The sequence below is a fragment of the Amycolatopsis sp. NPDC043885 genome, assembly GCF_056435685.1.
The window spans coordinates 176,879-199,083 of record NZ_JBWKEA010000001.1 but is presented as its reverse complement, the minus strand read 5'-3'; the positions used below and the strand labels follow the sequence as shown (position 1 = coordinate 199,083).

The window sequence follows — 22,205 nt, the reverse complement described above, 5'->3', positions numbered from 1 at the left end:
GTCGTTATGGACAAACGAACCGGTCTTCCGATCGTGGGCATGGTGGGCGGCGGACAGCTGGCCAGGATGACCCACCAGGCGGCGATCTCCCTCGGCCAGTCCCTGCGCGTGCTGGCCGCCGGGGAGAACGAATCCGCCGGCCTCGTCGCGGGTGAGGTCGTGCACGGGCACCACACCGACCTCGAAGCGCTGCGCTCGTTCGCCGCCGGGGTCGACGTGCTCACCTTCGACCACGAGCACGTCCCCGGCGAGCACCTGCTGACGCTCGCGATGGAAGGCGTCACCATCCGGCCCGACCCGGCCGCGTTGTCGATGGCGCAGAACAAGCTCGTCATGCGCGAGATGATGGCCGGGCTCGAGATCCCCGGACCCGCCTTCGCCGAAGTGTCCTCTGTGGACGATGTGATCACCTTCGGTGACAAGCACTCGTGGCCGGTGGTGCTCAAGGCGGCGCAAGGCGGCTACGACGGTCGCGGCGTCTGGATGCTCGACACCGCGCAGCACGCCCGCGAGACCGTCCCCGAACTGCTCGACGCCGGAACCCCCTTGCTGGTCGAGGAAAAGGTCGTCATGCGGCGCGAACTGTCCGCGCTCGTGGCCCGGTCGCCGTTCGGACAGGGGGCGGCGTGGCCGGTGGTGGAGACCGTGCAGTCCGGCGGGATCAACACCGAGGTGCTCGCGCCGGCGCCGGGGCTGAGCGTCGAGCGCACGCAGGAAGCGCAGGACCTGGCGCTGCGGATCGCCGCGACGCTGAACGTGACCGGCCTGCTCGCCGTCGAGCTGTTCGAGACCGGCGAAGGCCTGCTGGTCAACGAACTCGCCATGCGCCCGCACAACTCGGGACACTGGACCCAGGACGGTTCGAAGACCTCACAGTTCGAGCAGCACCTGCGTGCCGTGCTCGACTACCCGCTCGGCGTGACCGACCTGATCGCCCCCGCCTGTGTGATGGCGAACGTCCTCGGCGCCCCCGAGGCTCCGGAGATGGGCCCGGACGAACGGCTGCACCACCTGTTCGCGCGGTACCCGGACATCCGCGTGCACCTGTACGGCAAGGGCGAGCGTCCCGGCCGCAAACTCGGCCACGTCAACCTCGTCGGCGACCGCATGGAGGAGCTGCGCGACCGCGCGCTGCTCGCCGCGCACTGGCTTTCCCACGCCGTCTGGCTCGACGGCTACGAAATTCACTAGGAGTAGGAAATGGCGCCGCAGGTTGGCCTGATCATGGGCAGCGATTCGGACTGGCCGACGATGGAAGCGGCCGGGCAGGCGCTGGCCGAGTTCGGCGTCGAATACGAGGTCGGGGTCTACTCGGCGCACCGCACTCCGCAGCGGATGCTCGACTACGCGGCTTCGGCCGCTTCGCGCGGTGTGCGCGTGATCATCGCGGGCGCCGGCGGTGCCGCGCATCTGCCGGGCATGGTCGCGTCGGCGACGGTGCTGCCGGTGATCGGCGTGCCGGTCCCGCTGAAGTACCTCGACGGCATGGATTCGCTGCTCTCGATCGTGCAGATGCCCGCGGGCGTCCCGGTCGCGACGGTCTCCGTCGGCGGGGCGCGCAATGCGGGCCTGCTCGCGGTGCGCATCCTCGCCGCGTCCGACGAGGAGCTTCAGGCGAAGATGGCGCGGTTCCAGGCGGATCTGGAACAGCTGGTGCTCGACAAGGACGCCGCACTGCGTAAACGCGTCGAAGGCTGAATCTGCTCCATTTCCTCCGGTTCTTTGGAACCTGCTTGCGGGCACCCGTCGTCACAGTAAGGTGTCAGGCGGGCACTGCCGGTCAGAACGGTCCGGTGGTGGAGGAGGGAGCACGATGCTTTGCTTTGTGATGCCGTCATGACGGCGCCGCAGGATCCGCGAGTGTTTCGCGATCGGGTGCGGGCCATGGAAGCCCGACTCACGGGGACCGTGCACATCGGACGGTCCGCGGATCAGGCGGTGGCCGCGACGGTGACCGGACGCGGCGAACTCGTCGATCTGCGGATCTCGGACCACGCACTGGACCGCGCACACCCTCAGCTGCTCGGAAACAGCATCGTGCAGGCCGTCCAGGCCGCGCGTGGCGTCGCGCACTCGGCTGCGGCACCAGAGCTGGCGGCCCTGCTCGGAAACAAGCCGGCGTCGGCATACCTGCCTGCTGACCGGGCGATACCGGGTTCAGCCCAGCCGGCGCCCGCTGGACCTCGGCGTTCTCGGAGCGTGCGAGACGAAGCGCCTTACGAAGAGAGTTTCGATCAGGTCGACTTTCTCTCCGATGACGATCCCGACGATCAGGGCGGACACCGGTGAACACTCACGACAGGTTGTATCACCTGGCCAAGGAGATCGATGCCAGAGTAATCGCGATCGAGGAGGCCGCGGAAACAGGCCGGACGGCGATGCTGACTTGGCGTATCGCAGCGGGACTCGGAACGGTCACGGTGGACGGAAAGGGGACGTTGACCTCAGTCGACTTGGACCCCGATGCCGTCGAGACGCAGACAGAGGCAAGCCTGGCCCGGCACGTCCTTCGGGCGATCAATGACGCGGAGAGTGAAGTGCGCACGAGGCGTGACTCGGTGATCGAGGAAGCGGCAAGGGGGCGGCTTCGATGAGTGGTCCGTTCGATCCACTCGACTCCGGAGGCTCGGGGTATGAGGTCTACCCGGAAGCCCTTCGGAGGGCGACCGAGGATGTTTTTCATGCCGCGGGTCGCCTTCGTGATTTCGCCGATGTCGATATCGACGGACTGCGGCTTGGCGTTCACGACGTCGGCCTGCTCGGTGAGCAATCAGGCATCATCGAAGCCTTCAACGGGATGATCGCCGAATTGCAGGAGAAGAGCACTCGCGGCTTTGAACGTTTGTTCAAAGTGGGCGATGCCATGGACAAGGCCGCCGACTATTACGACGCACAGGACGAGGAATACTACAAGCGCCTCCGTGACCTCGAGAAGGATGGGGGATGATCGTGGGTGAATTGCCGCCGTACCCGGTCGCCGCAGATCAGAAGATCCGTGATTTCGCCGGACTTCCGGTTGTCGGTCGTTCTGATGTATTCTTGATGCTCGACGACATTCGGACAAGGCTTCTCGGAAACGCCGTAGGTGTCCAGGAGATCGCTTCCCGGTTCGCGAGAAACACCACCATTCAGGATGCACACGACGACATCGGTGCCGCTGTCCAGTCCTTGGCCGGAACCTGGACCGGCCGGGCCGCCGATCAGTTCGTCGCGCACGCCGCCAACGTCACCAATGCGCTCAAGGCGGAGCAAGAGGCGGTGGCCAGTGTTTCCGGAGTGATGACTGATATCGCGAACAAGGTGATAGAAACCTATGCGGCGGCCATCGGATTCTTGGGTGAGTGTGCAGGAGAGCTGGCAAAGATTGATTTGAAGGCGCTTGTCGCCGCTCTTGCCTCTGTCATTCCAGTGGTGAATCTGATCGGCTTCGCCGATGTCATCGATTCGGTCATCGAGGCACTCGGGAATCTCGTGACGAGAATCGTCGCCTTGTTCACCGAAGCGGTCAAGGTGATCAATGGTTTCAAGGGGAGCGCCGTCGGTCTCGAGCAGATCAAAGCGAATTTCGTCGAGGTTCCGGACCTGCGTGCGGGTTCCGGAGTTGACGAGCAGAAGCAATGGAAGGTTGAGCCGGATGCGTTCCCGGAATAGCATGAGGCCGGCGTTCATGGTCTTGTTCGCGGTGGCCGTGCTGGTCGCCGGTTGCGATCTGGGCCAGCCGGACCCACTCCTCGATGGTCCGCCCGTACCGGCTCGGGTGGGAGGTGCGATCCCGCTCGCTCCTGTGAAGGATCCTGTGGATCTTACGTCTTTTCGAGCGGATCCTTGTGGCTCGTTGAAGCGTGAGGATGTCGCGGCTCTGATCATTGATCCGCCGGATCAGGTCAATCCCAGTCGAGCCGATTCGGCTCCGACAGGATGTTCGTGGTACGTCTGGCGTGGGCCATTGCTGAGCGTGCGCCTTCCCGCTGGGAAAGAAAAGACCCTCGTTGAGCTGGCGGCGCTCAGTGAGCGAGACCCTGGCCTCTACCCCGGGTGGCAAGAATTGTCGATCGGCGGCCTGCCCGCAGCCCAGTACCGCTTATCCGGCGACATGAAGTCTTGTGATCTGGTGGTCGGTATGGCGGATGACGCAGCGCTCACGTTCGGCTACCGAGTCGGCGGTGAAGACAGTTCTCAGTATTGGGGTGCTGATCGGTGTGCGGCCGTGTTCAAGGCGGCAGAGCTCGTGATCGGCAATCTGCGTGGCCGTTGACCTGCGGCGAGTGACGGAAGGGCGGCGTTTGCGACCTTTGTGCTTGGGCGGCTGCATCCTGTTGACCTTGCTGGTTGCCGGTTGTGGCAGCGGGAGAATTCTCGAGAACGGACCTTCGCCTGCCCTGACGGGGCCTGCGATTCCGGTCGTGCCGGTACAAGATCCGTTGCCGCTGGATTCCTTCACCGTGGACCCTTGCGGCGTTCTCGGTCGTGCTGAAGTCGCCGCGCTGATCGCTGATCCGCCGGACAAGGTGAAAGCGGAGCGGTACTCCGTCGGATATGACCGCGCCTGCAAGTGGGACCAGTTCCGCGCGGGCTCGTTGACAGTGGGGATCCCCCGGGCGGCCACGGGCGGTCTTGACGAGCGGGTGGACCAGCACAAGCGAGATCCATCGAAGTTCTCACGGTGGCGCGAGTTGTCGATCCACGGTCTTCCCGCGGTCGAACAGGTCGGGAACCCGTCGGTCTTCGAGTACAACGGCTCCACCCTCAGTGCCTGCACCGTCGAGGTCGGAGCAACGGACACCGAGCTGCTGGGGTTCAGCTACTCCCAGGTCAACGACGGCAAGTCCGAGTACTGGGGCGATGATCGGTGCGCGGCGGCGCTCAAGGCCGCGGAGCTGGTGATCGGCAACCTCCGCGGCCGCTGAGCGTCAGTCGGCGAGTTGCTTCCGCAGTTCCCGTTTGAGCACCTTCCCGGCGGCCGACACCGGGATCTGGTCGACGAAGTGGATCGCCCGCAGCCGCTTGTACGGCAGGACGCGGGCGCCGACGGCCTCCAGGAGTTGCTCGGCGGTGACGTTCTCGTCGCTGCGCACCACGAACGCGACCGGTAGCTCGCCGACTTCGGTGTCCGGTTTGCCGACGACGGCCGCCGCGGCGACGCCGGGCAGGGTGATCAGCAGCTCTTCGAGTTCGCGTGGGAAGACGTTGTATCCCTTGTACAGCAGCATGTCCTTCTTGCGGTCCACAATGGACAAATAGCCGTCCTCGTCGAGGATGCCGATGTCGCCGGTGTGCAGCCAGCCGTCGACGAGCGCGGCCGCGGTCTCCTCGGGGCGGTTGCGATAGCCGGTCATCACCTGCGGGCCGCGCAGGCACACCTCACCGCTTTCCCCGGCGGGCAACGGATCTTCGCCGCCTTCGGCCGGGACGATCTTGATCTCGGTGTCGGGCAGCGGAAGGCCGACCGAGCCCACCTTCCGGGTGGCGGAGCGATACGACGGCGCGATGACGGCGCCCATGGTGACCTCGGTGAGGCCGTAGCCCTCGGTGATGATCACTCCGGGGAAGCGTTTCTGCAGGGCGCGGATCATCTCGTGGTTCATCGGCGCCGCGCCGGAACCGATGGTCAGTACCGAAGACAGGTCGGCTGTGTGAAACTCGGGGCAGGCGAGCAAGGCGGCGAACAGCGCCGGTGCTCCGCCGATCGTGGTGACCCGCAGCAGTTCGGCGTCGGCCACATACGCCGCCGGGTCGAAGCGGTCTTGCAGGACGACGGTGCCGCCGTCGAGCAGCGGGACGTTGAGCGCGGCGATGGTGCCCATGGCGTGGAACCACGGCGTCAGGTTGAGGGCGACGCCGGTGCCGATCCGGGACGGCCATTGGTCCGGACCGCCGAGCTGCTCGACGATCACCTCTCCTGACGCGTCGAGGGCCGGGACCGCGCCCAGCCGCCAGCAAGAGCTCTGAAGGCTGTTGACCACGACGTTCCGGTGCGGCAGGCACACGCCCTTCGAGCGTCCGGTGGTGCCGCCGGTGTACGCCAGATGGGCGAGATCGCGGTAGATGTCGATCTCGACGTCCGGCCGCTCGTCGGAGTGAGCGGAGGAGAACTCGGTGAACTCCACCTCTCCCTGCCCCAATGCCTCGGGCGGGTGAACGACGATGCTCAGCCGGACCGATGTCCGGTCACGGAGCGAAGCGAGTACCCGCGCGACGGGGCCGACGGTGACGGCGGCGACCGCCCCGGCGTCGGCCAGCTGGAAGGCGAGGTCGTCCGGCGGGAGCAGCGGGTTCGCCGGGCTGAAGGTGGCCCCGGCGAGCAGTATCCCGTAGTACGCGACCGGGTACGCCAGGCAGTTCGGCAGGTGGAGCGCGACGACGTCGCCTCGCCCGACGCCCTCGGCGCGCAGGGCGTTCGCGAAGCGGCAGGCCGCGCTGTACGTCTCGGCGAAGGTGAGGCTCTGGCCTCTGTGGGCGAAGGCCGTGCGGGTGCCCCAGCGGGCAGCGGCGCCGGCGAGCACCGAGCCGACCGGGACCTCGGGATAGTCGAGCGACCGGGGGAACGGGGTGAGCTCCATCACTCGAACGTACGGACTTTGCGGTCAAAGACACAAGCGCTCGCGATGTCGCACAATGTGAACGAGCGCTAACATCGGTCAAACTCCCAAACGCGGTTAGAAGAGGTGACGAAGGTGTCTGACGGCCCGGGTCTGTACCAGCTTGCCGAAGAGCACGAGGAGCTGCGGGCCGCGGTGCGTGCCCTCGCGGAGAAGGAGATCGAGCCGTACGCGGCCGAGGTCGACGAGGACGAGCGCTACCCGATCGAGGCGTACAACGCGCTGGTCAAGTCGGGTTTCAACGCCGTCCACATCGGTGAGGCCTACGACGGTCAGGGCGCGGACGCCATCGCCGCCTGCATCGTGATCGAGGAGGTCGCGCGTGTCGACGCGTCGGCGTCGTTGATCCCGGCGGTGAACAAGCTGGGCACGGTGCCGATCATTCTTTCGGCGTCGGAAGACCTCAAGAAGCTGGTGCTGCCGTCGATCGCCTCCGGTGAAGCGTCGGCGTCGTACGCGCTTTCGGAGCGCGAAGCCGGCTCGGACACCGCGTCGATGCGCACCCGCGCGAAGCTCGACGGCGACCACTGGGTGCTGAACGGCACCAAGTGCTGGATCACCAACGCGGGTGAATCGTCCTGGTACACCGTGATGGCGGTGACCGACCCGAACGCCGAAAAGAAGGCCAACGGCATCTCCGCGTTCGTCGTGCACAAGGACGACCCCGGCTTCACCGTCGGCTCGAAGGAGCGGAAGCTCGGCATCAAGGGCTCGCCGACCCGCGAAATCCACTTCGAGAACTGCACCATCCCGGCCGACCGCATCATCGGCGAGCCCGGCACCGGCCTGAAGACCGCGCTGCGCACCCTCGACCACACCCGCCCGACCATCGGCGCGCAGGCGCTGGGCATCGCGCAGGGCGCGCTCGACGCGTCGATCGCGTACGTCAAGGAGCGCAAGCAGTTCGGCAAGTCGATCTCGGAGTTCCAGGGCGTCCAGTTCATGCTGGCCGACATGGGCATCAAGATCGAAGCCGCCCGGAACCTCGTCTACGCCTCCGCCGCGGCGACCGAGCGTGGCGACAAGCGCGGCGGCTACATGGCCGCGGCCGCGAAGGCGTACGCGTCGGACATCGCGATGTCGGTGACGACGGACGCCGTGCAGCTCTTCGGTGGCGCGGGCTACACGCGTGACTTCCCGGTGGAGCGCATGATGCGCGACGCGAAGATCACCCAGATCTACGAAGGCACCAACCAGATCCAGCGCATGGTCATGGCCCGCGCCCTGCTCAAGGGCTGATTCGTTCCCGCGTGAAGGCCCCCTTCCTCGGCTCAGCCGAGGGGGCCTTCACGCGCTTCGGGGCTCGCATTCAGGTGACGAAATGCGCAGGTGAGATCGCCCCTCGGTGAGATGCTTCACGGAAGTACGGCGATCATGGACCGCCGATGTCACTCTCGAAAGATGTTCTGGTTCGCACCGGTGTCGTGGACACCGCACGACGAGGCCGAGCTGATCGCCGGCTGGCGGTTGTGGCTCGAACTCGGGGATCGCATGTGGCCGTCGGCCGCGTGGGACGGGACGGCGGCCGACGTCGTCAGGCCGTTGCGTGAGCTGGTCGCGGCCTGCGACGAGATCGAGACGGGCTACCGCGAGGCTGTCGACGAGCCGTCGGAGGGGTTCATCCGGATCATCCAGTTCCTCGTGTGGACCGTCAGCACGGTGATCGAACTGTGGGCCGACGACGAGGTTCCGCTCGACGCCGAGCGGATAGCGTTGCTGCACGCCGATCTGGCCGGATTCGCGGAGCAGGCCGAGCGGGTGCTCGAGGTGCTGGCCGTCAGTGGGGGCTGGACGGGTCTGGCCGCGGAGCATCGGCGGACGGGTCGCTGAGCGACCGCGGTTTCTCGACCCACGCGAACTGCGAACCCGCCAGGTGCTCGATCAGCGGACGGTCCAGTGAGAGCAGGGTCACGGGGGTGCCGAACGGGTCTTGGCCAGGCGCGATTTCGTACCCCAGCTCGATGACGGACTCCTCCTTCTCGTCGGACTCGACGTCGTGACGGGTGACACCGTTGTCGATCGACCACGTGCCCTCGAGGGTGCGATGGAACTTCAAGACCAGGTCGCCCGCGCTCGCCCAGGTGAAGCGGGACACCGCGAACTCGGTGCTCCAGCTCGACCAGTAGAGCCATCCGGAGCCGTCGCGGCGGAACACCAGGTCCACGGACTCGACGCTGCCGGGATGCAGGATTTCATCCGACCACAGGCCGGCCAGCCGTTCGTCCGTCACGGACGAGAGTCTGCCGTACCGGAAACGACCGGGTCCGCTTCCTGTCGGGTACCTGTCGATCACGCTCCGGAGGTGCCATCGGAGCCGCCCGGTGCCTTACCGTGATCCGAGTAAGTTGAATATTCACCGACCAGAAAGCTGATACCCGATGTTCGCTCGTTTCAAGGATGTCGCCCTCCTGCTCGGCCGGATCGGGGTCGGTGTGGTCTTCCTCGCACACGGCCTGCAGAAGTGGGAAAACGGGATCGACGGCACCGCGAAGTTCTTCGAGCAGACCGGAATCCCGCTGCCGACGCTCGCGGCGATCTTCGCGATCGCGGTGGAGATCGTGGGCGGGATCTTGTTCATCGTCGGTTTCCTGACGCCGCTGGTGGGCCTCGGCTTCGTCGTGGTCTCCGTCGGTGCTCTGCTCTCGGTGCACCTCGACAACGGCCTCACCGGTCAGGGCGGTTACGAACTTGTCCTCGTCCTGGCGGTCGCCGGGCTCGCGCTCGGTTTCAACGCCGGCAAGCTGTCGCTCGACCACGCGCTTTTCGGGCGCAAGCGTGAGGCGAAGCAGCTCCAGGACGCCTGACTCCGGATGCTATGAAGGGACCTTTCCTTGCAAATTTCGCAAGGAAAGGTCCCTTCATGGCATTTCAGGAGGGTAGATCCGCCGTCGTCCGCTCGGCTTCGCGCCGGGAAGCGAGTTTGGCCGGATCCGCGTCGGTGACCTGGACCAGATGCGCACCCGCGGCCAACGGCGTGAGAAAGCCCGCGAGAATCCCTTCCTCGCCTTCCCACTCCACAGTGGACAGAACGCGATCCTCGGCGGACAGGCCCGCAGCGGAAGCGCGAGAGCGGGCTTCGGCGAGCACTTCGTCCACAGTGGACGAACCCAGTGCCGGAGTGTCGCCGGGCACGGGGAACAGCGGGCTGAACTGGTCACCCGAAAGCCGGGCTTCGGTCAGGTAGTCCAGCGCGCCGTCCGGTACGGAACCGGCGGGCAGCCCGAGACCCATCGGGTGCAGCGAGACGACGGCCGTGGCGGCCGCGTCGGACGCCCCGCCCGGCGCGACGAACGCCACCCGTGCGCCCGCGGTCTCCGTCACCACCCTGGCGCCGCACCACCACGCGCCCAGCAGGACACCGGCGGTCTGCCAATGCGACGGCAGTACCACGGCGACCTCGTCCCCGGGTTCGACGTCGAACTCGTCGACCAGCCAGTTCGCCGTCTTGGCCGCCCAGTTCACCGTGGTCGCCACGGACAGTTCGACCCGGCTGCCCTGCTTGTCGTCGTAGTGCGTGATCAGCGGTTTCGCGGGCGACCCGAGTACGGGCCGCAGCAGCAATTCGGTGAGGCTCACGCCACGACGTTAGTTCACGCAGGGAACGCTCGACGCGGCGAGCACCGGAGCCGCGCCGGGAGCGCCGCCACCGCCGCCCCTGCCCGCCAGACCGGAGACGAAGCTCCGCACGGCGGCTGGGTCGATCTCGACGATGCTCTGGCCGTCCGCACTGCGGCCGTTGATGTTCACCACCGGGATGGTCGTGAACGTCAGGTCGCCCGACGCGATCCCCTTCGCCTGCTGCGCGAACTCCAGCAGGTCCAGTCCTTCGTCCAGGACGATCGAGCGGCGCACGACGTCCATCAGTCCCGCCATCGTCGAAGGGCTGGTCAGCGTCCCCGCCGAAAGCACCTGATTCAGCGCCGAGGACAGGAACGTCTGCTGCCGCACGATGCGGTCGAGGTCGCCGCGCGGCAGGTTCTTCCGCTGCCGCACGAAGGAAAGCGCCTCGCCGCCCGACACGGTCTGTTCGCCGCGCCGGAAGTTCGCGCCGGAGTCCTTGTCCTCGGTCGCGTGATTCAGGCAGACCTTGACGCCGCCCAGCGCCTCGGTCAGGAGGTAGAACCCGAGCAGGTTGACCTCGGCGTAGTGGTCGATGCGGATCTGCGTCAGTTCCTGAACGGTCTGGACCAGTGCCTTGCGGCCTTCCTGGTCGGAATCACGTTCGAGTTTCGCCTGATCGATTTCACCCCGATGGGCGTTCGCGTAGTTGTTCTTCGCGACGCCGTACGCCGAATTGATCTTGTTCGGACCGCGACCGGGGATCTCGGTCCAGGTATCGCGCGGGATCGAGACGCCGGACGGTTTCCCGCCGTTCTTCGGAATGCGGAGGATGATGATGGTGTCGGTGTTGACGCCGGCCTTGTCCTCGGTGCGCAGCTGCTTGAGCATGCGGAGAGGCAGCGGGTTGCCCTGTGCGTCGGTCCGCGCGTCGCTGCCGACCAGGAGGATGTCGGTCGCGCCGTCGTCGGCGGGCGGTGCGGCGGGATCGTCGGCCTTGCTCAGGGCGTTCGTCGTGGGGACGTTGTTCTGCAACTGGTCCTTGGTGACGTACGCGTAGCCCGTCGTGCCGAGGGCGAGAAGGGACACGAGGCCGACCGCGATCCGCCGGGTGATCCGGCCGGCGCGGCGCAGCGGGCGCTCGGGCACGTCGAGCACACCCGCACTCGGTTCGTCTTCGTCCTCTGCGGGGGCCGACGGCTGAGGGAGCGGCGGATTCCGCGGGTACGGCGTCGGGACGGGCTTTTCGTCACTCTCGGTGTCCGAATTGCCGTCCTCTTCGGACTTCGGCTCTTCGGCGTCCAAGTGCTCAGAACGTTCGTTGACGCTCTTGTCCTCGTCGCTCATCCCTGATCACCTCCCCTGGCGCTGCAGCTGGTCCGATCGTAGGAGAAGGCTAAGCCACCGTGAGGGCGGCCACGCTGAGTACCCGGAATTAATTGACGCAGGGCACATTGCCCGCGACGATCGGCTTCGAGGTGGGCGCCGCCGGAGCGCTGGAGGGCGGCTGAGCCGGCTTCGAGGGCGCCGACGTCTTCGCCGGCGGCGTGGCCGCGCCGGTGGACGCGCCCTTGAAGTCCTTGCCGAGCAGTACCCGCACCTTGCCGGGCGCGACGTCACGGTCCGCCTCGGCCTGCACCGCGGTGCCGAAGACCTGCTTGATCAGGTCCAGCGCGGCGTCGTCACCCGGCGCGTGCCGGATGACCGTCGAGTTCCGGGTGCTGAGCTTGGTGTCGGCAGCGAGTTTGAAACCCTTGCCCTGCAACAGAGTCCGGGTCTCGGTGGCCACCGTGGGCGAGCCTGTCCCGTCGAAGAGCTCGACGGTCACCGCTTCCGCGCCCGGCAGGGTGGCCGGGGTCTCGGACGGCGCCGCCTCCCCATCAGCGGTCAGGCGGGCGACCTCGGCCTGCACCTGAGCCGGGTCCACGCGGAGCACGGCGGCCCCGCCGATGGTCGCGTCGCCCTGGGTCGGGATCGTGTGGAACTCGACGTTGCCGCTGGTCAGCCCGCGCATCTGCGCGGCGAACTCCGGCAGATCCCAGCCCGCCGACAGCACGACCGACTTCTTCACCGCGCCGATCAGGTCCGAGATCTTCGCCGGGTTGAGCAGGACGTCCGAGGAGAGGACCTTGTTCGCCAGCCCGGACAGGAAGGCCTGCTGCCGCGCGATCCGGTCGAGGTCACCGTTCTGCAGGTCGTACCGCTGACGGACGAACGCGAGCGCCTGGACCCCTTCGACGGTCGACTTCCCGGCGGGCAGGTCCACGCCGGACTTCTTCTCCTTGACCGCGTTGTTGAGGCAGACCTCGACGCCGCCGATCGCCTTGGTGATCTCGTAGAAGCTCGACAGGTTCACCTCGGCGTACCGGTCGATCATCTTCGGCTTGCCGATGAACTTCTCCAGCGTCGCGATCAGGTTCTTGCGACCGGCGTCCTTGGCCTTGGCGTCGACGTCCTTGAGGTCGGTGTTGCCCTGCTGCTGCAGCGTCTTCGACGTGTCGTTGTAGGCGTACACGTACGCGCTGTTGAGCTTGTGCTTGCCGAAACCGCCGGTGATCTCGACCCACGAGTCGCGGGGGAAGGAGATCGCGACCGCCTTCTTGCCGTTCTGGGGGATGTGCACCAGGATCATCGTGTCTGTCTGGCGCTCGCCGTCCGAAACACCGGCGTGCAGCATGTCGAGGACCTCTCGCGGCAGCGGGTTACCCTGCGCGTCGGTGCGGCTGTCCTGGCCGACGAGCAGGATGTCGATCGCGCCGTCCAGCGGTTTCGCCGGCGGGTGACCGTCGTCCTCGAAGATGTTCGTGGTCGCGAAGCCCTGCGACAGGTCGCCGATGGACTGCCAGCCCCACCAGGTCAGCGTCAGGATCGTGATCGAGACCAGGCTGAACACGACCTTCACGCCACGGCGAGCGAACACCACGACGCCGCCACGGCGCGCCGGAATGGGTGGCCCGGGCCACTCGGTCACGTGCGGTCCTCCACGAATCTCCCCAGGGCACACGCGTGCCTCGTCCATAACTCTACTGATCCTCGTGTTAGACGCCCGTAGGCTGGTGAAAGGTTGCCCCGGTCGTGACACACTCGGCCGGTCGGGATGAAGCAGAGGGAGGATCGCGGCATGCGAGTGCTGGTCACCGGTGGCGCCGGGTTCATCGGTTCGCATTACGTCCGGCAGGTGCTGACGGGTGCGTACCCGAGCATGGCCGGCGCCGAGCTAATCGTGCTCGACAAGCTTACCTACGCGGGCAACGAAGCGAACCTGGAGCCCGTGCGCGACAACCCGCGCTACCGGTTCGAAAAGGGCGACATCTGTGACGCCGCCCTGGTCGGTGAGCTGATGCGGGGTATCGACCTGGTCGTGCACTTCGCCGCCGAGTCCCATGTGGACCGTTCGATCGCCGGCGCGGCCGACTTCGTGCTGACGAACGTGCTCGGTACCCAGACCCTGTTGCAGGCCGCGCTCGAGGCGCAGGTCGGGAAGTTCGTCCACGTGTCCACCGACGAGGTCTACGGCTCGATCGACAACGGATCCTGGGGCGAGGACCACGCGCTGGAGCCGAATTCGCCGTACTCGGCGTCGAAGGCGTCCTCGGATCTGCTGGCCCGTTCGTTCTTCCGTACGCACGGATTGCCCGTCTGTGTCACGAGGTGCTCGAACAACTACGGTCCGTACCAATTCCCCGAAAAGGTCATCCCGCTCTTCGTGACCAACCTGCTCGACGGCAAGAAGGTCCCGCTCTACGGCGACGGGCTCAACGTGCGTGACTGGCTGCACGTGGACGATCACTGCAACGGCATCCAGCTCGTCGCCGACGGCGGCAGGCCGGGCGAGGTCTACAACATCGGCGGCGGCACCGAACTGACCAACCGCGAGCTGACCGAGCGGCTCCTGGCCGCCGTCGGCGCCGGCTGGGACAGCGTCGAGCCGGTCGAGGACCGCAAGGGACACGACCGCCGGTACTCCGTCGACATCACCAAGATCTCGCGGGAGCTCGGTTACGCGCCGCGGAAGTCCTTTGAGGACGGTCTGGCCGACACTGTCGCCTGGTACAACGAGAATCGGTCTTGGTGGGAGCCGCTGAAGAAGCGCGCGGGGGAGTGAAGAAGTGCTGAGCATTCTCGTACCGGGCGGATCCGGGCAGCTGGGGCGGGACCTCGCGGCACTGGCTGTGGACTCCATCGACGCCACGACCCCGTCGTCGTCTGAGCTGGACGTGCGCGACACCGGTCAGGTCGTCGCCGCGGTGACCGAGCTGGCCGGCCGGGCGCGGGCGGCGGGAACGTCGCCGGTGGTGATCAACGCGGCGGCGTACACCGCGGTCGACGCGGCGGAAACCGATGAGGAGCGGGCGTTCGCGGTGAACGCCGACGGTCCCCGGGTACTCGCCGCGGCGTGCTCGTCGCGCGGGGTGCCGCTCATCCACGTGTCGACGGATTACGTGTTCGCGGGCGACGCGACTTCGCCGTACGAGACCGATGATCTGCTGGGCCCGCTCAACGCCTACGGCCGGACGAAGGCGGCAGGGGAGGACGCACTGCTCGGTTCGGGTGCCCGTTCGTGGATCGTGCGGACGTCCTGGGTGTACGGCAAGGCCGGGTCGAACTTCGTGGAAACCATGGCACGGCTGGAAAAGGAGCGCGACGAACTGTCCGTAGTGGACGATCAGACCGGTTCGCCGACCTGGTCCCGTGACCTCGCCGCGGGCCTGCTGGAGCTGGCGGGCCGGGTCGCCGCCGGTGCTGGGCCGTCGCAGCGGGTACTGCACTGCACGGGTGGCGGGTCGACGACGTGGTGCGGGTTCGCGAAGGCGATCTTCGCGGAGCTGGGCGCGGATCCGGCGCGCGTGAAGCCTTGCACGACGGCGGAGTTCCCGCGTCCGGCGGCGCGCCCGGCATATGGGGTGCTGTCGAACGCGTCGTGGCGCGAGGCGGGTCTTACGCCGCTTCGGGGTTGGCCTGACGCACTGAAGGCCTACTTCGCTTCCTGACCCCGCTCGCATTCAGAGGACGAAATACGGAGGTCAGTGCTTCGTGCTCGCCTGGCGGTACGCGGCGACGGTGAGTTCGGCGCACGCGCGCCAGGTGAAGTTCGCGACGTGCGCGCGGCGCGCGGCCGAAGTGGCCACGGCGTGCGGGTCGCTGACGGCGATCCGCAGCGCCTCCACGAGCCCGTCGACGTCCTCGTAGGGGACCAGGCTCGCGCAGTTCCCCGCGACCTCGCGCAGCGCCGGGATGTCCGTGCACACCACGGGGACGTCCGACGCCAGCGCTTCCAGCACCGGGAGCCCGAAGCCTTCGTCGCGCGACGGCAGCACCAGTGCGCTGGCCCCGGCGACGACCCGCCGGAGGTTCACGTCCGACAGGTAGCCGACGTGCCGCGAACGAGAGCCCACCGCGAACGAACCGGGACCGACGAACACCAGGTCCGGCAGATCCGGCGCGGCCTCGTGCGCCTGCCGAAGCCAGTGCAGGCCCTTCCTGGGCCCGGGGGCGCCGGCGAAGAGCAGGTACTTGTCCGGGAGCCCGAGTTCCTTGCGGCGTTCCGGGTCCGGCGGGCGGGCGGTGAACCAGGCCGGGTTCACGCCTAGCGGGGTGACGATGATCTTGCCGCGGTCCACGTCGAGCCGTTCGGCGACCTGGTCGGCGACGGCGTTGGTGGGCGTGCAGATCGCGTCGGCGAGCCGGGCGCCGCGCCGCACCAGCCGCGGCAGCTCGTGATCGCTCGGCGCGAGCTCCTCGGGAGCGTCCAAAAAGGCCAGATCGTGGATGGTCACCACACCCGCGGCGCGGAACCGGCCGGGCAGCACGAAATTGGTGCCGTGCACGACATCCGTCGGCCCGGCGAACAGCTCCACCGGCGGCAGTTGCGAACGCAGCCACGCCTTGCGCAGGAGCCGCGCCGCCACCGGCATGCCGCGCGCCCGGACGCCGTGCGGGAGCACGTGCCGCAGCCGTCGCCAGCCGCGCAACGTGAACGCGACCGCACGAGTGTCCACTTCGGACATCGAGGCGAGCTCTTCGGACAGCGCGACGGTGTACCGGCCGATACCCGTCCTGGCACCGAGAAGCGGGGTCCCGTCGAGCAGGACGCGCAAGGGGCGGTCAGCCACGGCCGAGCCTCTGCTTGGCGACCTTGACCACGCGGCCGCCGACGCGCCGCGCGAGCTCCTTCGGGCCGCCGTCGGCGAGGTACTCGCGGATCAGGCCGACGTCGCGGCGCAGCATTTCCTTGCCGCGCACCGGTTCGGCGACCACGAGGTCGCCGGAGCCGGGTAGCCGGTCGGCGGCGGGCCGCGGGTTCCGGCAGAACTCCACCAGCGGTTTCAGGGCCTCCGGCCAGGCATAACGCCGGGCGACCGCGGTCATTCGCTCGACACAGCCCGCGGCGAACTCCTCGTCGTACAACGCCTTTTCGAGCGCGTCGGCCAGCGCGTCCACGTCTTCGGCCGGGACGACGACGCCGAGCCGTTCCTCGCGGACCAGGTCGGCGAACGAGTCACCGTCGGTGGTGACGATCGGGAGCCCGGCCCACAGGTAGTCCAGCACCCGCGTCCGGAACGCGAACGTCGTCTCGACGTGCTCGTAATGCGTGGTGACGCCGCAGTTCGCGTCGAGCAGCCAGTTCTGGCGCTCCTCGTACGGCACCCACTGCTGGTTGAAGAACACGTGCTTGCCGGTGAGCCCGAGCGTGTCGGACAGCAGCATCGTGCGCGCGCCGATGTCCATCTCGGTGACCTCGGGGTTGGGATGCTTCATCCCGAGGAACACCAGGCGGACGTCGCCGCGGCGCTGTCGCAGCTGTTCGATCGCCCGGACCAGGGTCAGCGGGTCGAACCAGCTGTAGACGCCGCCCGCCCACAGCACGACGTGGTCGGTCTCGCCGATACCGTCCAAAGTGGACCGGAGGCCGGGGCCGGTGCGCACCGGTGCCTGCGGCGGCAGGCCGAACGGGACGATCGACAGCAGCGACTGGGTGGTCGGGTCGGCATCGTACAGCCGCGGCGACAGCCTGCCCATCGCGGCGAGATGGCCCAGCCAGAAGTGCCGCTGACGCTCCGAGGCGCACAGGAAGAAGTCGCCGCGTTCCAGCTGCGCGTCGAGGACCTTGGTGACCCCGATGAGGTCCAGTGCCCGCTTGTCGTCGGGAACGCCCTTGCCCTGTTCGAGCAGTTCGAGGTGCATCGGGTCGTACAGATCCGCGACCACGATCTTGTGCGCGTACTGATTCTTCAGCGAGGGCGCGAGTTCCAGCACGTGGCCCTGCAGGACGATGATGTCGGCCCAGGCGATCGGCGTCTCCAGATCGCGCCGGGTGGCCGCGCTGACCCGGAACGCCGCGGGTGGCGGATCGGCGAGCGGATTGACCGTCACCAGGTGGACGTCGTGTTCGGTGGCCAGCGTCGTGGCCATGTTCCACGCGCGGATCGCCGGGCCCGCCATCCGTTCGGTGATCGCGTCGCCGGTGATCACCAGTACCTTCCGGCGCTGCCCGAAGAGCGCGTCGATGCCGAACGTCTCGACCAGGACGTCGTGCGCGGCGAGATAGCGCGGCAGCGGATACGCGGGCTCCAACGCCTTGCGCAGCAAGGGAAGCAGATCGGCGTCGGTGCGGACGCGGGCGGCCTGTTCGGTGGCGCGGGACTCGGTGAGCGAGGGCAGCAGTTCGACGAACCGGTCGATCGCCAGCACGCCGGCCAGCGTCGTCCTCGGCACCTCGACCGGGCCGGTTTCGGCCGGGCCGACACCCTGGGCGAGATCGAACCGGGTGGCGTCGAGGTCCCCGCGCGCCGTCGCCCGGCGGACGGCCAGCGCCAGCGCGGCGGGCAGCGCGCGCGCCAGCGTTTCGTCGGAAAGGTTCTTGTACAGCGCCGCCAAGGCGTTGCGTTCCAGCAGGAACGTCTCGCGTCCGGAGTCCGGTGCGTCCACTGTGGACATCGTGGCGTGGTGCCGGTGGTAGGTCAGCGACTCCGGCACGTAGCGCACGCGCCAGCCGCGCAGGTTCAGGCGCCAACCGAGGTCGACGTCCTCGTAGAACATGAAGAACCGCTCGTCGAAGCCGCCGAGTTCGGCGAACACCCCGGCGCGGACGAACATCGCCGAACCCGTCGCGAACAGGACGTCCTTGGCGATCTCGTGTTCGGCGGCGGGGACGTCGGCCAGGGGGCTGCCCGCGTGGCGCTTGTAGCCCATGCCGAACCAGGTGAGGCCCGCGTCGACGAAGTCGGTGCCGGTGCCGTCCCAGTCGAGGACCTTGCTGGCCACCGCGGCGACCGTCGGCTGCGCGCGCAGCTCGGCCACTGCCGCGCCGACCCAGCCAGGAGCCGGGCGGGCGTCGTTGTTGAGGAAGGCGAGGACGGTGCCGGTGGCGTGCCGCGCGCCGAGGTTGCAGCCTCCCGCGAAGCCGGAGTTCACCGGGGATTCGACGAGCTTGACGCCCGGGGCCGCGGCTCTGATCTCGGCCACGTCGGTGCCGCCGGAGGCGTTGTCGACGCAGATGACCTCGAGGTTCGGGTAGTCGTGTTCGGCGAGAGCGCGCAGGCAGGTGACGGTGTCGGCCGCTCCCCGGTAGTTCACCACGATCACCGAGACGACCGGTTGCGTTTCCCCCTGCGCCAAAGCCGTACTCCCTGCTCTCGATTGGGGCAAGCTTAATTGCCCGCCCACGCGTCCCAGACCGCGCCTCGGCCCAGTGTCGCCCGCCGCCCGATGGCCCGCCGCTCGAGCAGCGTGCGCGGCAGGCGGGCGGCGACCGCGCCCAGTACCCGGCACCGGAGGCTCAGACGGAAGTTCGGCGCGTCCGGTTTCCCTCGAAGGGGGAGTACCGCGGTCAGGACCGCGAACTTCACCAGCTGGCGGATCGCCACCGCGCGGGGAGCGCACCGCAGGAGGGTCAGCAGGCGGTTGCGTTCATTCCACAGATGGAACGGGACCGAACCCGGCCGGGTGCTCGCGCCATGCCGATGGGTGACCTCGGCCTCGGCCCCCACGACGTCCCAGCCCGCCAGCCGCAGCCGCCACGCGGTGTCGGTGTCCTCGTAGTAACAGAAGTAGGACGCCGGGACGCCGCCGACGGAACGGAGTGCCTCGACGTTCAGCACGGCCGCGCCTCCGCAGAAACCGAAGACCTCGTCCGCGGGTTCCGGCAGGTCGGCACCGTGGCCGTCGGCGGTCAGGCGGACGCCGGTCGACTGGACGGTCCCGTCGGCCAGCGTCAGCCGGGCGCTCACAGCGGCGGCGAGCGGAGCTTTGGCGAGAGTGTCTTCGCAGGTCGCGAGCCACTCCGAGGTCGGCGTGGCGTCGTCGTTCAGCCAGGCCATCAGCGGAGTGTCCACTTTGTCGAGTGCGGCGGCCATGGCGCCCGCGTAACCGGTGTTGCGCCGCAGCCGGAGCACCGCGGGCTTCGAGGGATGGGCGGCGAGGAGGGCGGCCGTCCCGTCGTTGGAGGCGTTGTCGACGACCAGCGTCTGATGCGGGCGGGATTGTGCGGCGAGGGCGTCGAGGCAGGCGGTGATGTGCGCGGCGCCGCGCCAGGTGACCACGACGACGGTGGTGCTGGTCATTCCAGAGAGAATAGAGACCATGCCCGAACTGGTCGTGCTCGCCGAGCAGCTGCTGGCGCCGGTCCCCGGCGGGACCGGCCGCTACACCGGTGAACTGCTGCGGGCGCTCGCCGAGACCGCGCCGCCGGGATGGACGGTGTCGAGCGTGGTAGCCCGGCATGCCGGTGTCGACGCTGTCGGGGCCGCGGTCGTCGAAGGTGTCGAAGGCCCGCGCGTGCTGCCGATCCCGCCACGGGCGCTGATCGCCGCTTGGCAGCTGGGCCTGCCGTGGTGGCCTGGTGGCGACGCGGTCCACGCGCCGACGCCGCTGGCGCCCGCCCGGGTGCCGAAGGGGCGGACGCTGTCGGTCGCGGTGCACGACACCGTGCCCTGGACGCATCCCGAGACGCTGACCCCGCGCGGCGTCGCGTGGCACAAGGCGGTGATCGCGAGGGCAGCGGCGCGGGCGACCGCGCTGACCGTGCCGACGCAAGCGATTGCGGACGAGCTCACCGCGCTGGTGCCGGTGTCGGTGCCGCTGCGCGTGATCCCGCACGGTGTGCGGCCGCCCGCCGGGTTCGCCGAGGTTCCGCTGCCGGAGCGGTACGTGCTCGCGATCGGGACGATCGAGCCGCGCAAGGGCATCGACGTGCTGATCGACGCCGTCGGCCGGATCGGGGTGCCGTTGGTGCTGGCAGGCCAGCCGGGCTGGGGTGGCATCGACCCGGTGGCGCTGGCACGCGAGCACGGCGCCGACGTCCGGGCGCTGGGGAAGGTGAGCGACGCGGAACTGGCGTTCACGTTGCGGGGCGCGTCGGTGCTGGCGATGCCGAGCCGGGCGGAGGGTTTCGGGTTGCCGCTGATCGAGGCGATGGCGGCCGGGGTGCCGGTGGTGCACTCGGACGTCCCGGCCCTGGTCGAGGTGGCCGGGGGAGCGGGCGTGGCGGTGCCTGCCGGCGAGGCGCAAGCGCTTGCGGACGCCCTTCGTGACGTACTCGACCATTCGGAGCATGCGGCTGCGCTGCGTGACCGTGGTCTCAGCCGTTCGAGTGAGTTCACCTGGCAGCGCGCCGCTTCGGCTGTTTGGGGTCTCCACCAGCGCGATCAGTTTGTCGGTTCCTCACCGCGGAGCCGGTGAGCCGCCGTACCCTCCTAGGGTGACCGATGACCCTCGCGTGCTGATCGACGCGACCGCCGTCCCAGCGGACCGGGGTGGCGTCGGACGTTACGTGGATTCGCTGGTCGCGGCGCTGGACGAGGACGGCGCGCGGATCACCGTCGTCTGCCAGCCGCGGGACGCGGTGCTGTACGACCGGCTGGCGCCCGGCGCGCGGATCGTGCCCACCTCGCCGTCGACCTCGACCAGGACGGCCAGGCTGACCTGGGAGCAGGCGACCCTGCCCCGGCTGGTCCGGCGGCTCGCCGCCGACGTCGTCCACTCACCGCACTACACGATGCCGCTGGCCAGCCCGGCCGCTTCGGTGGTGACACTGCACGACGCGACCTTCTTCACCGACGCGGTGCTGCACTCTTCCGTCAAAGCGCGTTTCTTCCGCGCCTGGACCGCGACGGCGCTTCGCCGCGCGACGCTGTGCGTCGTGCCGAGCATCGCGACGGCAGCCGAACTGGAGCGCGTCGGCCAGGTGCGTACCACGGAATTGGAGATCATCCATCACGGCGTCGAACCGGACCGGTTCCATCCGCCCTCGCCCGCCGAGATCGAGGCCGCGCGGCAGGCCGTCGGACTCGGGAAGACCCCGTACGTCGCCTTCCTCGGCGCGCTGGAACCGCGCAAGAACGTGCCCGCGCTGATCCGCGGCTTCGCGCACGCCGTGATCGGCAGGCCGAACCCGCCGGCGCTGGTGCTGGCGGGGCAGCCGGGCTGGGATTCGCAGGTCGAACGCGCACTCGACGCCGTACCTCACCGGCTGCGCGTGATCCGGGCCGGATACCTGCCGTTCGACACGCTCGCCGGCTTCCTCGGCGGCTCCGAACTGGTCGCGTACCCGAGCCTCGGCGAGGGATTCGGGCTGCCGGTGCTGGAGGCGATGGCGTGCGGCGCGGCCGTGCTCACGACCCGGCGGCTTTCGCTGCCGGAGGTCGGCGGGGACGCCGTCGCCTACTGCGGGGTCGGCGCCGGAGACGTCGCGGCGGCCATCTCGGAGCTGCTCGATGCCCCGGCGAGGCGGGCCGAGCTGGCCGAAGCCGCGCTTCGGCGGGCGAAGGAGTTCTCGTGGGCGATGACCGCGGAGCGGCATCGGGAGGCTTACGCGAAGGCTTGGTACCGGCACGCGCAGCGGCGGGCCGGCTGAGTCTCACTCCTGGCCTCGTGAGTGGTAAGGACGGTTCTAGCCGTCCTTTCCACTCACGAGGGACCTGGGCCAGCCTTAACGTGCCGTTGCCGGCGTTCTGGTGTCCGTGAAGGCCTCCTTCCCTACCTTGAGCGTAGGGAAGGAGGCCTTCACGGACCCGCGATCGACCGGCAGCCACCTCCGGTAGGTACGCA

The 22,205-nt window shown here is 68.4% G+C and carries 23 protein-coding genes; 15 read left to right on the top strand and 8 right to left on the bottom strand.

All coding sequences use genetic code 11. From position 1 onward, the window contains the following. Window positions 1-6: 6 nt before the first annotated feature. The 8 genes from AC069I_RS00990 to AC069I_RS00955 all read left to right on the top strand — a co-directional run bounded on the left by AC069I_RS00990 (window position 7) and on the right by AC069I_RS00955 (window position 4,907). The gene (locus AC069I_RS00990; RefSeq protein ID WP_478225181.1) at window positions 7-1,191 is read left to right on the top strand and encodes a 5-(carboxyamino)imidazole ribonucleotide synthase; all 1,185 of its coding nucleotides are present in this window, start codon (window positions 7-9) and stop codon (window positions 1,189-1,191) included. A gap of 9 nt (window positions 1,192-1,200) precedes the next feature. Beyond that, the gene (gene purE / locus AC069I_RS00985) at window positions 1,201-1,698 is read left to right on the top strand and encodes a 5-(carboxyamino)imidazole ribonucleotide mutase (protein ID WP_340684515.1); all 498 of its coding nucleotides are present in this window, start codon (window positions 1,201-1,203) and stop codon (window positions 1,696-1,698) included. Window positions 1,699-1,836: 138 nt separating this feature from the next. Next, window positions 1,837-2,289, top strand: a complete 453-nt coding sequence (locus AC069I_RS00980; protein WP_478225182.1) for a YbaB/EbfC family nucleoid-associated protein — start codon at window positions 1,837-1,839, stop codon at window positions 2,287-2,289. Then, the gene (locus AC069I_RS00975) at window positions 2,286-2,594 is read left to right on the top strand and encodes a YbaB/EbfC family nucleoid-associated protein (RefSeq protein ID WP_478225183.1); all 309 of its coding nucleotides are present in this window, start codon (window positions 2,286-2,288) and stop codon (window positions 2,592-2,594) included. The genes AC069I_RS00980 and AC069I_RS00975 overlap by 4 nt, the downstream gene beginning before the upstream one ends. After that, entirely contained in the window at window positions 2,591-2,947 is a 357-nt protein-coding gene (locus AC069I_RS00970) for a hypothetical protein (protein WP_396560340.1), read from the top strand. Before AC069I_RS00975 ends, AC069I_RS00970 begins: the two co-directional genes overlap by 4 nt. Next, on the top strand, window positions 2,944-3,651 hold the full coding sequence (locus AC069I_RS00965) for a WXG100 family type VII secretion target (protein ID WP_478264599.1): 708 nt from the start codon (window positions 2,944-2,946) through the stop codon (window positions 3,649-3,651). The genes AC069I_RS00970 and AC069I_RS00965 overlap by 4 nt, the downstream gene beginning before the upstream one ends. Before the next feature lie 16 nt (window positions 3,652-3,667). Then, entirely contained in the window at window positions 3,668-4,255 is a 588-nt protein-coding gene (locus tag AC069I_RS00960; RefSeq protein WP_478225186.1) for a DUF3558 domain-containing protein, read from the top strand. Further along, the gene (locus tag AC069I_RS00955) at window positions 4,245-4,907 is read left to right on the top strand and encodes a DUF3558 domain-containing protein (RefSeq protein ID WP_478264598.1); all 663 of its coding nucleotides are present in this window, start codon (window positions 4,245-4,247) and stop codon (window positions 4,905-4,907) included. Before AC069I_RS00960 ends, AC069I_RS00955 begins: the two co-directional genes overlap by 11 nt. A gap of 3 nt (window positions 4,908-4,910) precedes the next feature. On the opposite strand, the gene AC069I_RS00950 is transcribed toward AC069I_RS00955, so the two are convergent. Beyond that, window positions 4,911-6,560, bottom strand: coding sequence for a class I adenylate-forming enzyme family protein (locus AC069I_RS00950; RefSeq protein WP_478264597.1), 1,650 nt, complete (start codon window positions 6,558-6,560; stop codon window positions 4,911-4,913). Window positions 6,561-6,665: 105 nt separating this feature from the next. On the opposite strand from AC069I_RS00950, the gene AC069I_RS00945 reads away from it, so the two are divergent. After that, window positions 6,666-7,838, top strand: coding sequence for an acyl-CoA dehydrogenase family protein (locus AC069I_RS00945; protein WP_478225189.1), 1,173 nt, complete (start codon window positions 6,666-6,668; stop codon window positions 7,836-7,838). A gap of 162 nt (window positions 7,839-8,000) precedes the next feature. Beyond that, a complete protein-coding gene (locus AC069I_RS00940) occupies window positions 8,001-8,429 on the top strand; it encodes a hypothetical protein (protein WP_478225190.1) in 429 nt (142 codons plus the stop codon). Here the strand turns inward: AC069I_RS00940 and AC069I_RS00935 are convergent. Further along, complete coding sequence (locus tag AC069I_RS00935) at window positions 8,377-8,829, bottom strand: hypothetical protein (protein ID WP_478264596.1); 453 nt, start codon at window positions 8,827-8,829, stop codon at window positions 8,377-8,379. The two genes, AC069I_RS00940 and AC069I_RS00935, sit on opposite strands and share 53 nt — an antisense overlap. A 148-nt stretch (window positions 8,830-8,977) precedes the next feature. Here AC069I_RS00935 and AC069I_RS00930 point away from each other — a divergent pair, with 148 nt between their 5' ends. Then, entirely contained in the window at window positions 8,978-9,403 is a 426-nt protein-coding gene (locus AC069I_RS00930) for a DoxX family protein (RefSeq protein WP_478225192.1), read from the top strand. 64 nt (window positions 9,404-9,467) lie between these two features. Here AC069I_RS00930 and AC069I_RS00925 read toward each other — a convergent pair whose 3' ends face one another. From AC069I_RS00925 to AC069I_RS00915, 3 genes are all read right to left on the bottom strand, one after another. Next, complete coding sequence (locus AC069I_RS00925; protein WP_478264595.1) at window positions 9,468-10,175, bottom strand: TIGR03089 family protein; 708 nt, start codon at window positions 10,173-10,175, stop codon at window positions 9,468-9,470. Between the two features lie 9 nt (window positions 10,176-10,184). Then, the gene (locus AC069I_RS00920) at window positions 10,185-11,504 is read right to left on the bottom strand and encodes an LCP family protein (RefSeq protein WP_478264594.1); all 1,320 of its coding nucleotides are present in this window, start codon (window positions 11,502-11,504) and stop codon (window positions 10,185-10,187) included. A gap of 88 nt (window positions 11,505-11,592) precedes the next feature. Beyond that, window positions 11,593-13,128 carry an LCP family protein gene (locus AC069I_RS00915; RefSeq protein ID WP_478264593.1) on the bottom strand — a complete coding sequence of 512 codons (1,536 nt, stop codon included), beginning with the start codon at window positions 13,126-13,128 and terminating at the stop codon, window positions 11,593-11,595. A gap of 150 nt (window positions 13,129-13,278) precedes the next feature. Between AC069I_RS00915 and rfbB the strand changes: the two genes are divergently transcribed. Both rfbB and rfbD read left to right on the top strand, forming a co-directional pair. Continuing rightward, window positions 13,279-14,262: a dTDP-glucose 4,6-dehydratase gene (rfbB, locus tag AC069I_RS00910; RefSeq protein ID WP_478264592.1), complete on the top strand. Its 984-nt coding sequence runs from the start codon at window positions 13,279-13,281 to the stop codon at window positions 14,260-14,262. A gap of 4 nt (window positions 14,263-14,266) precedes the next feature. After that, the gene (rfbD, locus tag AC069I_RS00905) at window positions 14,267-15,148 is read left to right on the top strand and encodes a dTDP-4-dehydrorhamnose reductase (protein ID WP_478225197.1); all 882 of its coding nucleotides are present in this window, start codon (window positions 14,267-14,269) and stop codon (window positions 15,146-15,148) included. A gap of 33 nt (window positions 15,149-15,181) precedes the next feature. Here rfbD and AC069I_RS00900 read toward each other — a convergent pair whose 3' ends face one another. From AC069I_RS00900 to AC069I_RS00890, 3 genes are read right to left on the bottom strand one after another with little or no spacing between them, the layout of a single operon-like run. Then, entirely contained in the window at window positions 15,182-16,270 is a 1,089-nt protein-coding gene (locus AC069I_RS00900) for a glycosyltransferase family 4 protein (protein ID WP_478225198.1), read from the bottom strand. After that, window positions 16,263-18,776, bottom strand: coding sequence for a glycosyltransferase (locus AC069I_RS00895; RefSeq protein ID WP_478264591.1), 2,514 nt, complete (start codon window positions 18,774-18,776; stop codon window positions 16,263-16,265). The genes AC069I_RS00900 and AC069I_RS00895 overlap by 8 nt, the downstream gene beginning before the upstream one ends. 32 nt (window positions 18,777-18,808) lie before the next feature. Further along, window positions 18,809-19,720 carry a glycosyltransferase gene (locus AC069I_RS00890; RefSeq protein WP_478264590.1) on the bottom strand — a complete coding sequence of 304 codons (912 nt, stop codon included), beginning with the start codon at window positions 19,718-19,720 and terminating at the stop codon, window positions 18,809-18,811. A 19-nt stretch (window positions 19,721-19,739) separates the two neighbouring features. Here AC069I_RS00890 and AC069I_RS00885 point away from each other — a divergent pair, with 19 nt between their 5' ends. Both AC069I_RS00885 and AC069I_RS00880 read left to right on the top strand, forming a co-directional pair. Continuing rightward, the gene (locus AC069I_RS00885; RefSeq protein ID WP_478264589.1) at window positions 19,740-20,837 is read left to right on the top strand and encodes a glycosyltransferase family 4 protein; all 1,098 of its coding nucleotides are present in this window, start codon (window positions 19,740-19,742) and stop codon (window positions 20,835-20,837) included. 37 nt (window positions 20,838-20,874) lie between these two features. Continuing rightward, a complete protein-coding gene (locus tag AC069I_RS00880; RefSeq protein ID WP_478265145.1) occupies window positions 20,875-22,011 on the top strand; it encodes a glycosyltransferase family 4 protein in 1,137 nt (378 codons plus the stop codon). Window positions 22,012-22,205 lie beyond the last annotated feature (194 nt).

Coding starts and splice junctions, on each gene's coding strand:
- AC069I_RS00920 (WP_478264594.1), bottom strand. CDS start 11,504: ATGAGCGACGAGGACAAGAGCGTCAACGAACGTTCTGAGCACTTGGAC.
- AC069I_RS00970 (WP_396560340.1), top strand. CDS start 2,591: ATGAGTGGTCCGTTCGATCCACTCGACTCCGGAGGCTCGGGGTATGAG.
- purE (WP_340684515.1), top strand. CDS start 1,201: ATGGCGCCGCAGGTTGGCCTGATCATGGGCAGCGATTCGGACTGGCCG.
- AC069I_RS00940 (WP_478225190.1), top strand. CDS start 8,001: ATGTTCTGGTTCGCACCGGTGTCGTGGACACCGCACGACGAGGCCGAG.
- AC069I_RS00885 (WP_478264589.1), top strand. CDS start 19,740: ATGCCCGAACTGGTCGTGCTCGCCGAGCAGCTGCTGGCGCCGGTCCCC.
- AC069I_RS00890 (WP_478264590.1), bottom strand. CDS start 19,720: ATGACCAGCACCACCGTCGTCGTGGTCACCTGGCGCGGCGCCGCGCAC.
- rfbB (WP_478264592.1), top strand. CDS start 13,279: ATGCGAGTGCTGGTCACCGGTGGCGCCGGGTTCATCGGTTCGCATTAC.
- AC069I_RS00965 (WP_478264599.1), top strand. CDS start 2,944: ATGATCGTGGGTGAATTGCCGCCGTACCCGGTCGCCGCAGATCAGAAG.
- AC069I_RS00930 (WP_478225192.1), top strand. CDS start 8,978: ATGTTCGCTCGTTTCAAGGATGTCGCCCTCCTGCTCGGCCGGATCGGG.
- AC069I_RS00980 (WP_478225182.1), top strand. CDS start 1,837: ATGACGGCGCCGCAGGATCCGCGAGTGTTTCGCGATCGGGTGCGGGCC.
- AC069I_RS00960 (WP_478225186.1), top strand. CDS start 3,668: ATGGTCTTGTTCGCGGTGGCCGTGCTGGTCGCCGGTTGCGATCTGGGC.
- AC069I_RS00950 (WP_478264597.1), bottom strand. CDS start 6,560: ATGGAGCTCACCCCGTTCCCCCGGTCGCTCGACTATCCCGAGGTCCCG.
- AC069I_RS00990 (WP_478225181.1), top strand. CDS start 7: ATGGACAAACGAACCGGTCTTCCGATCGTGGGCATGGTGGGCGGCGGA.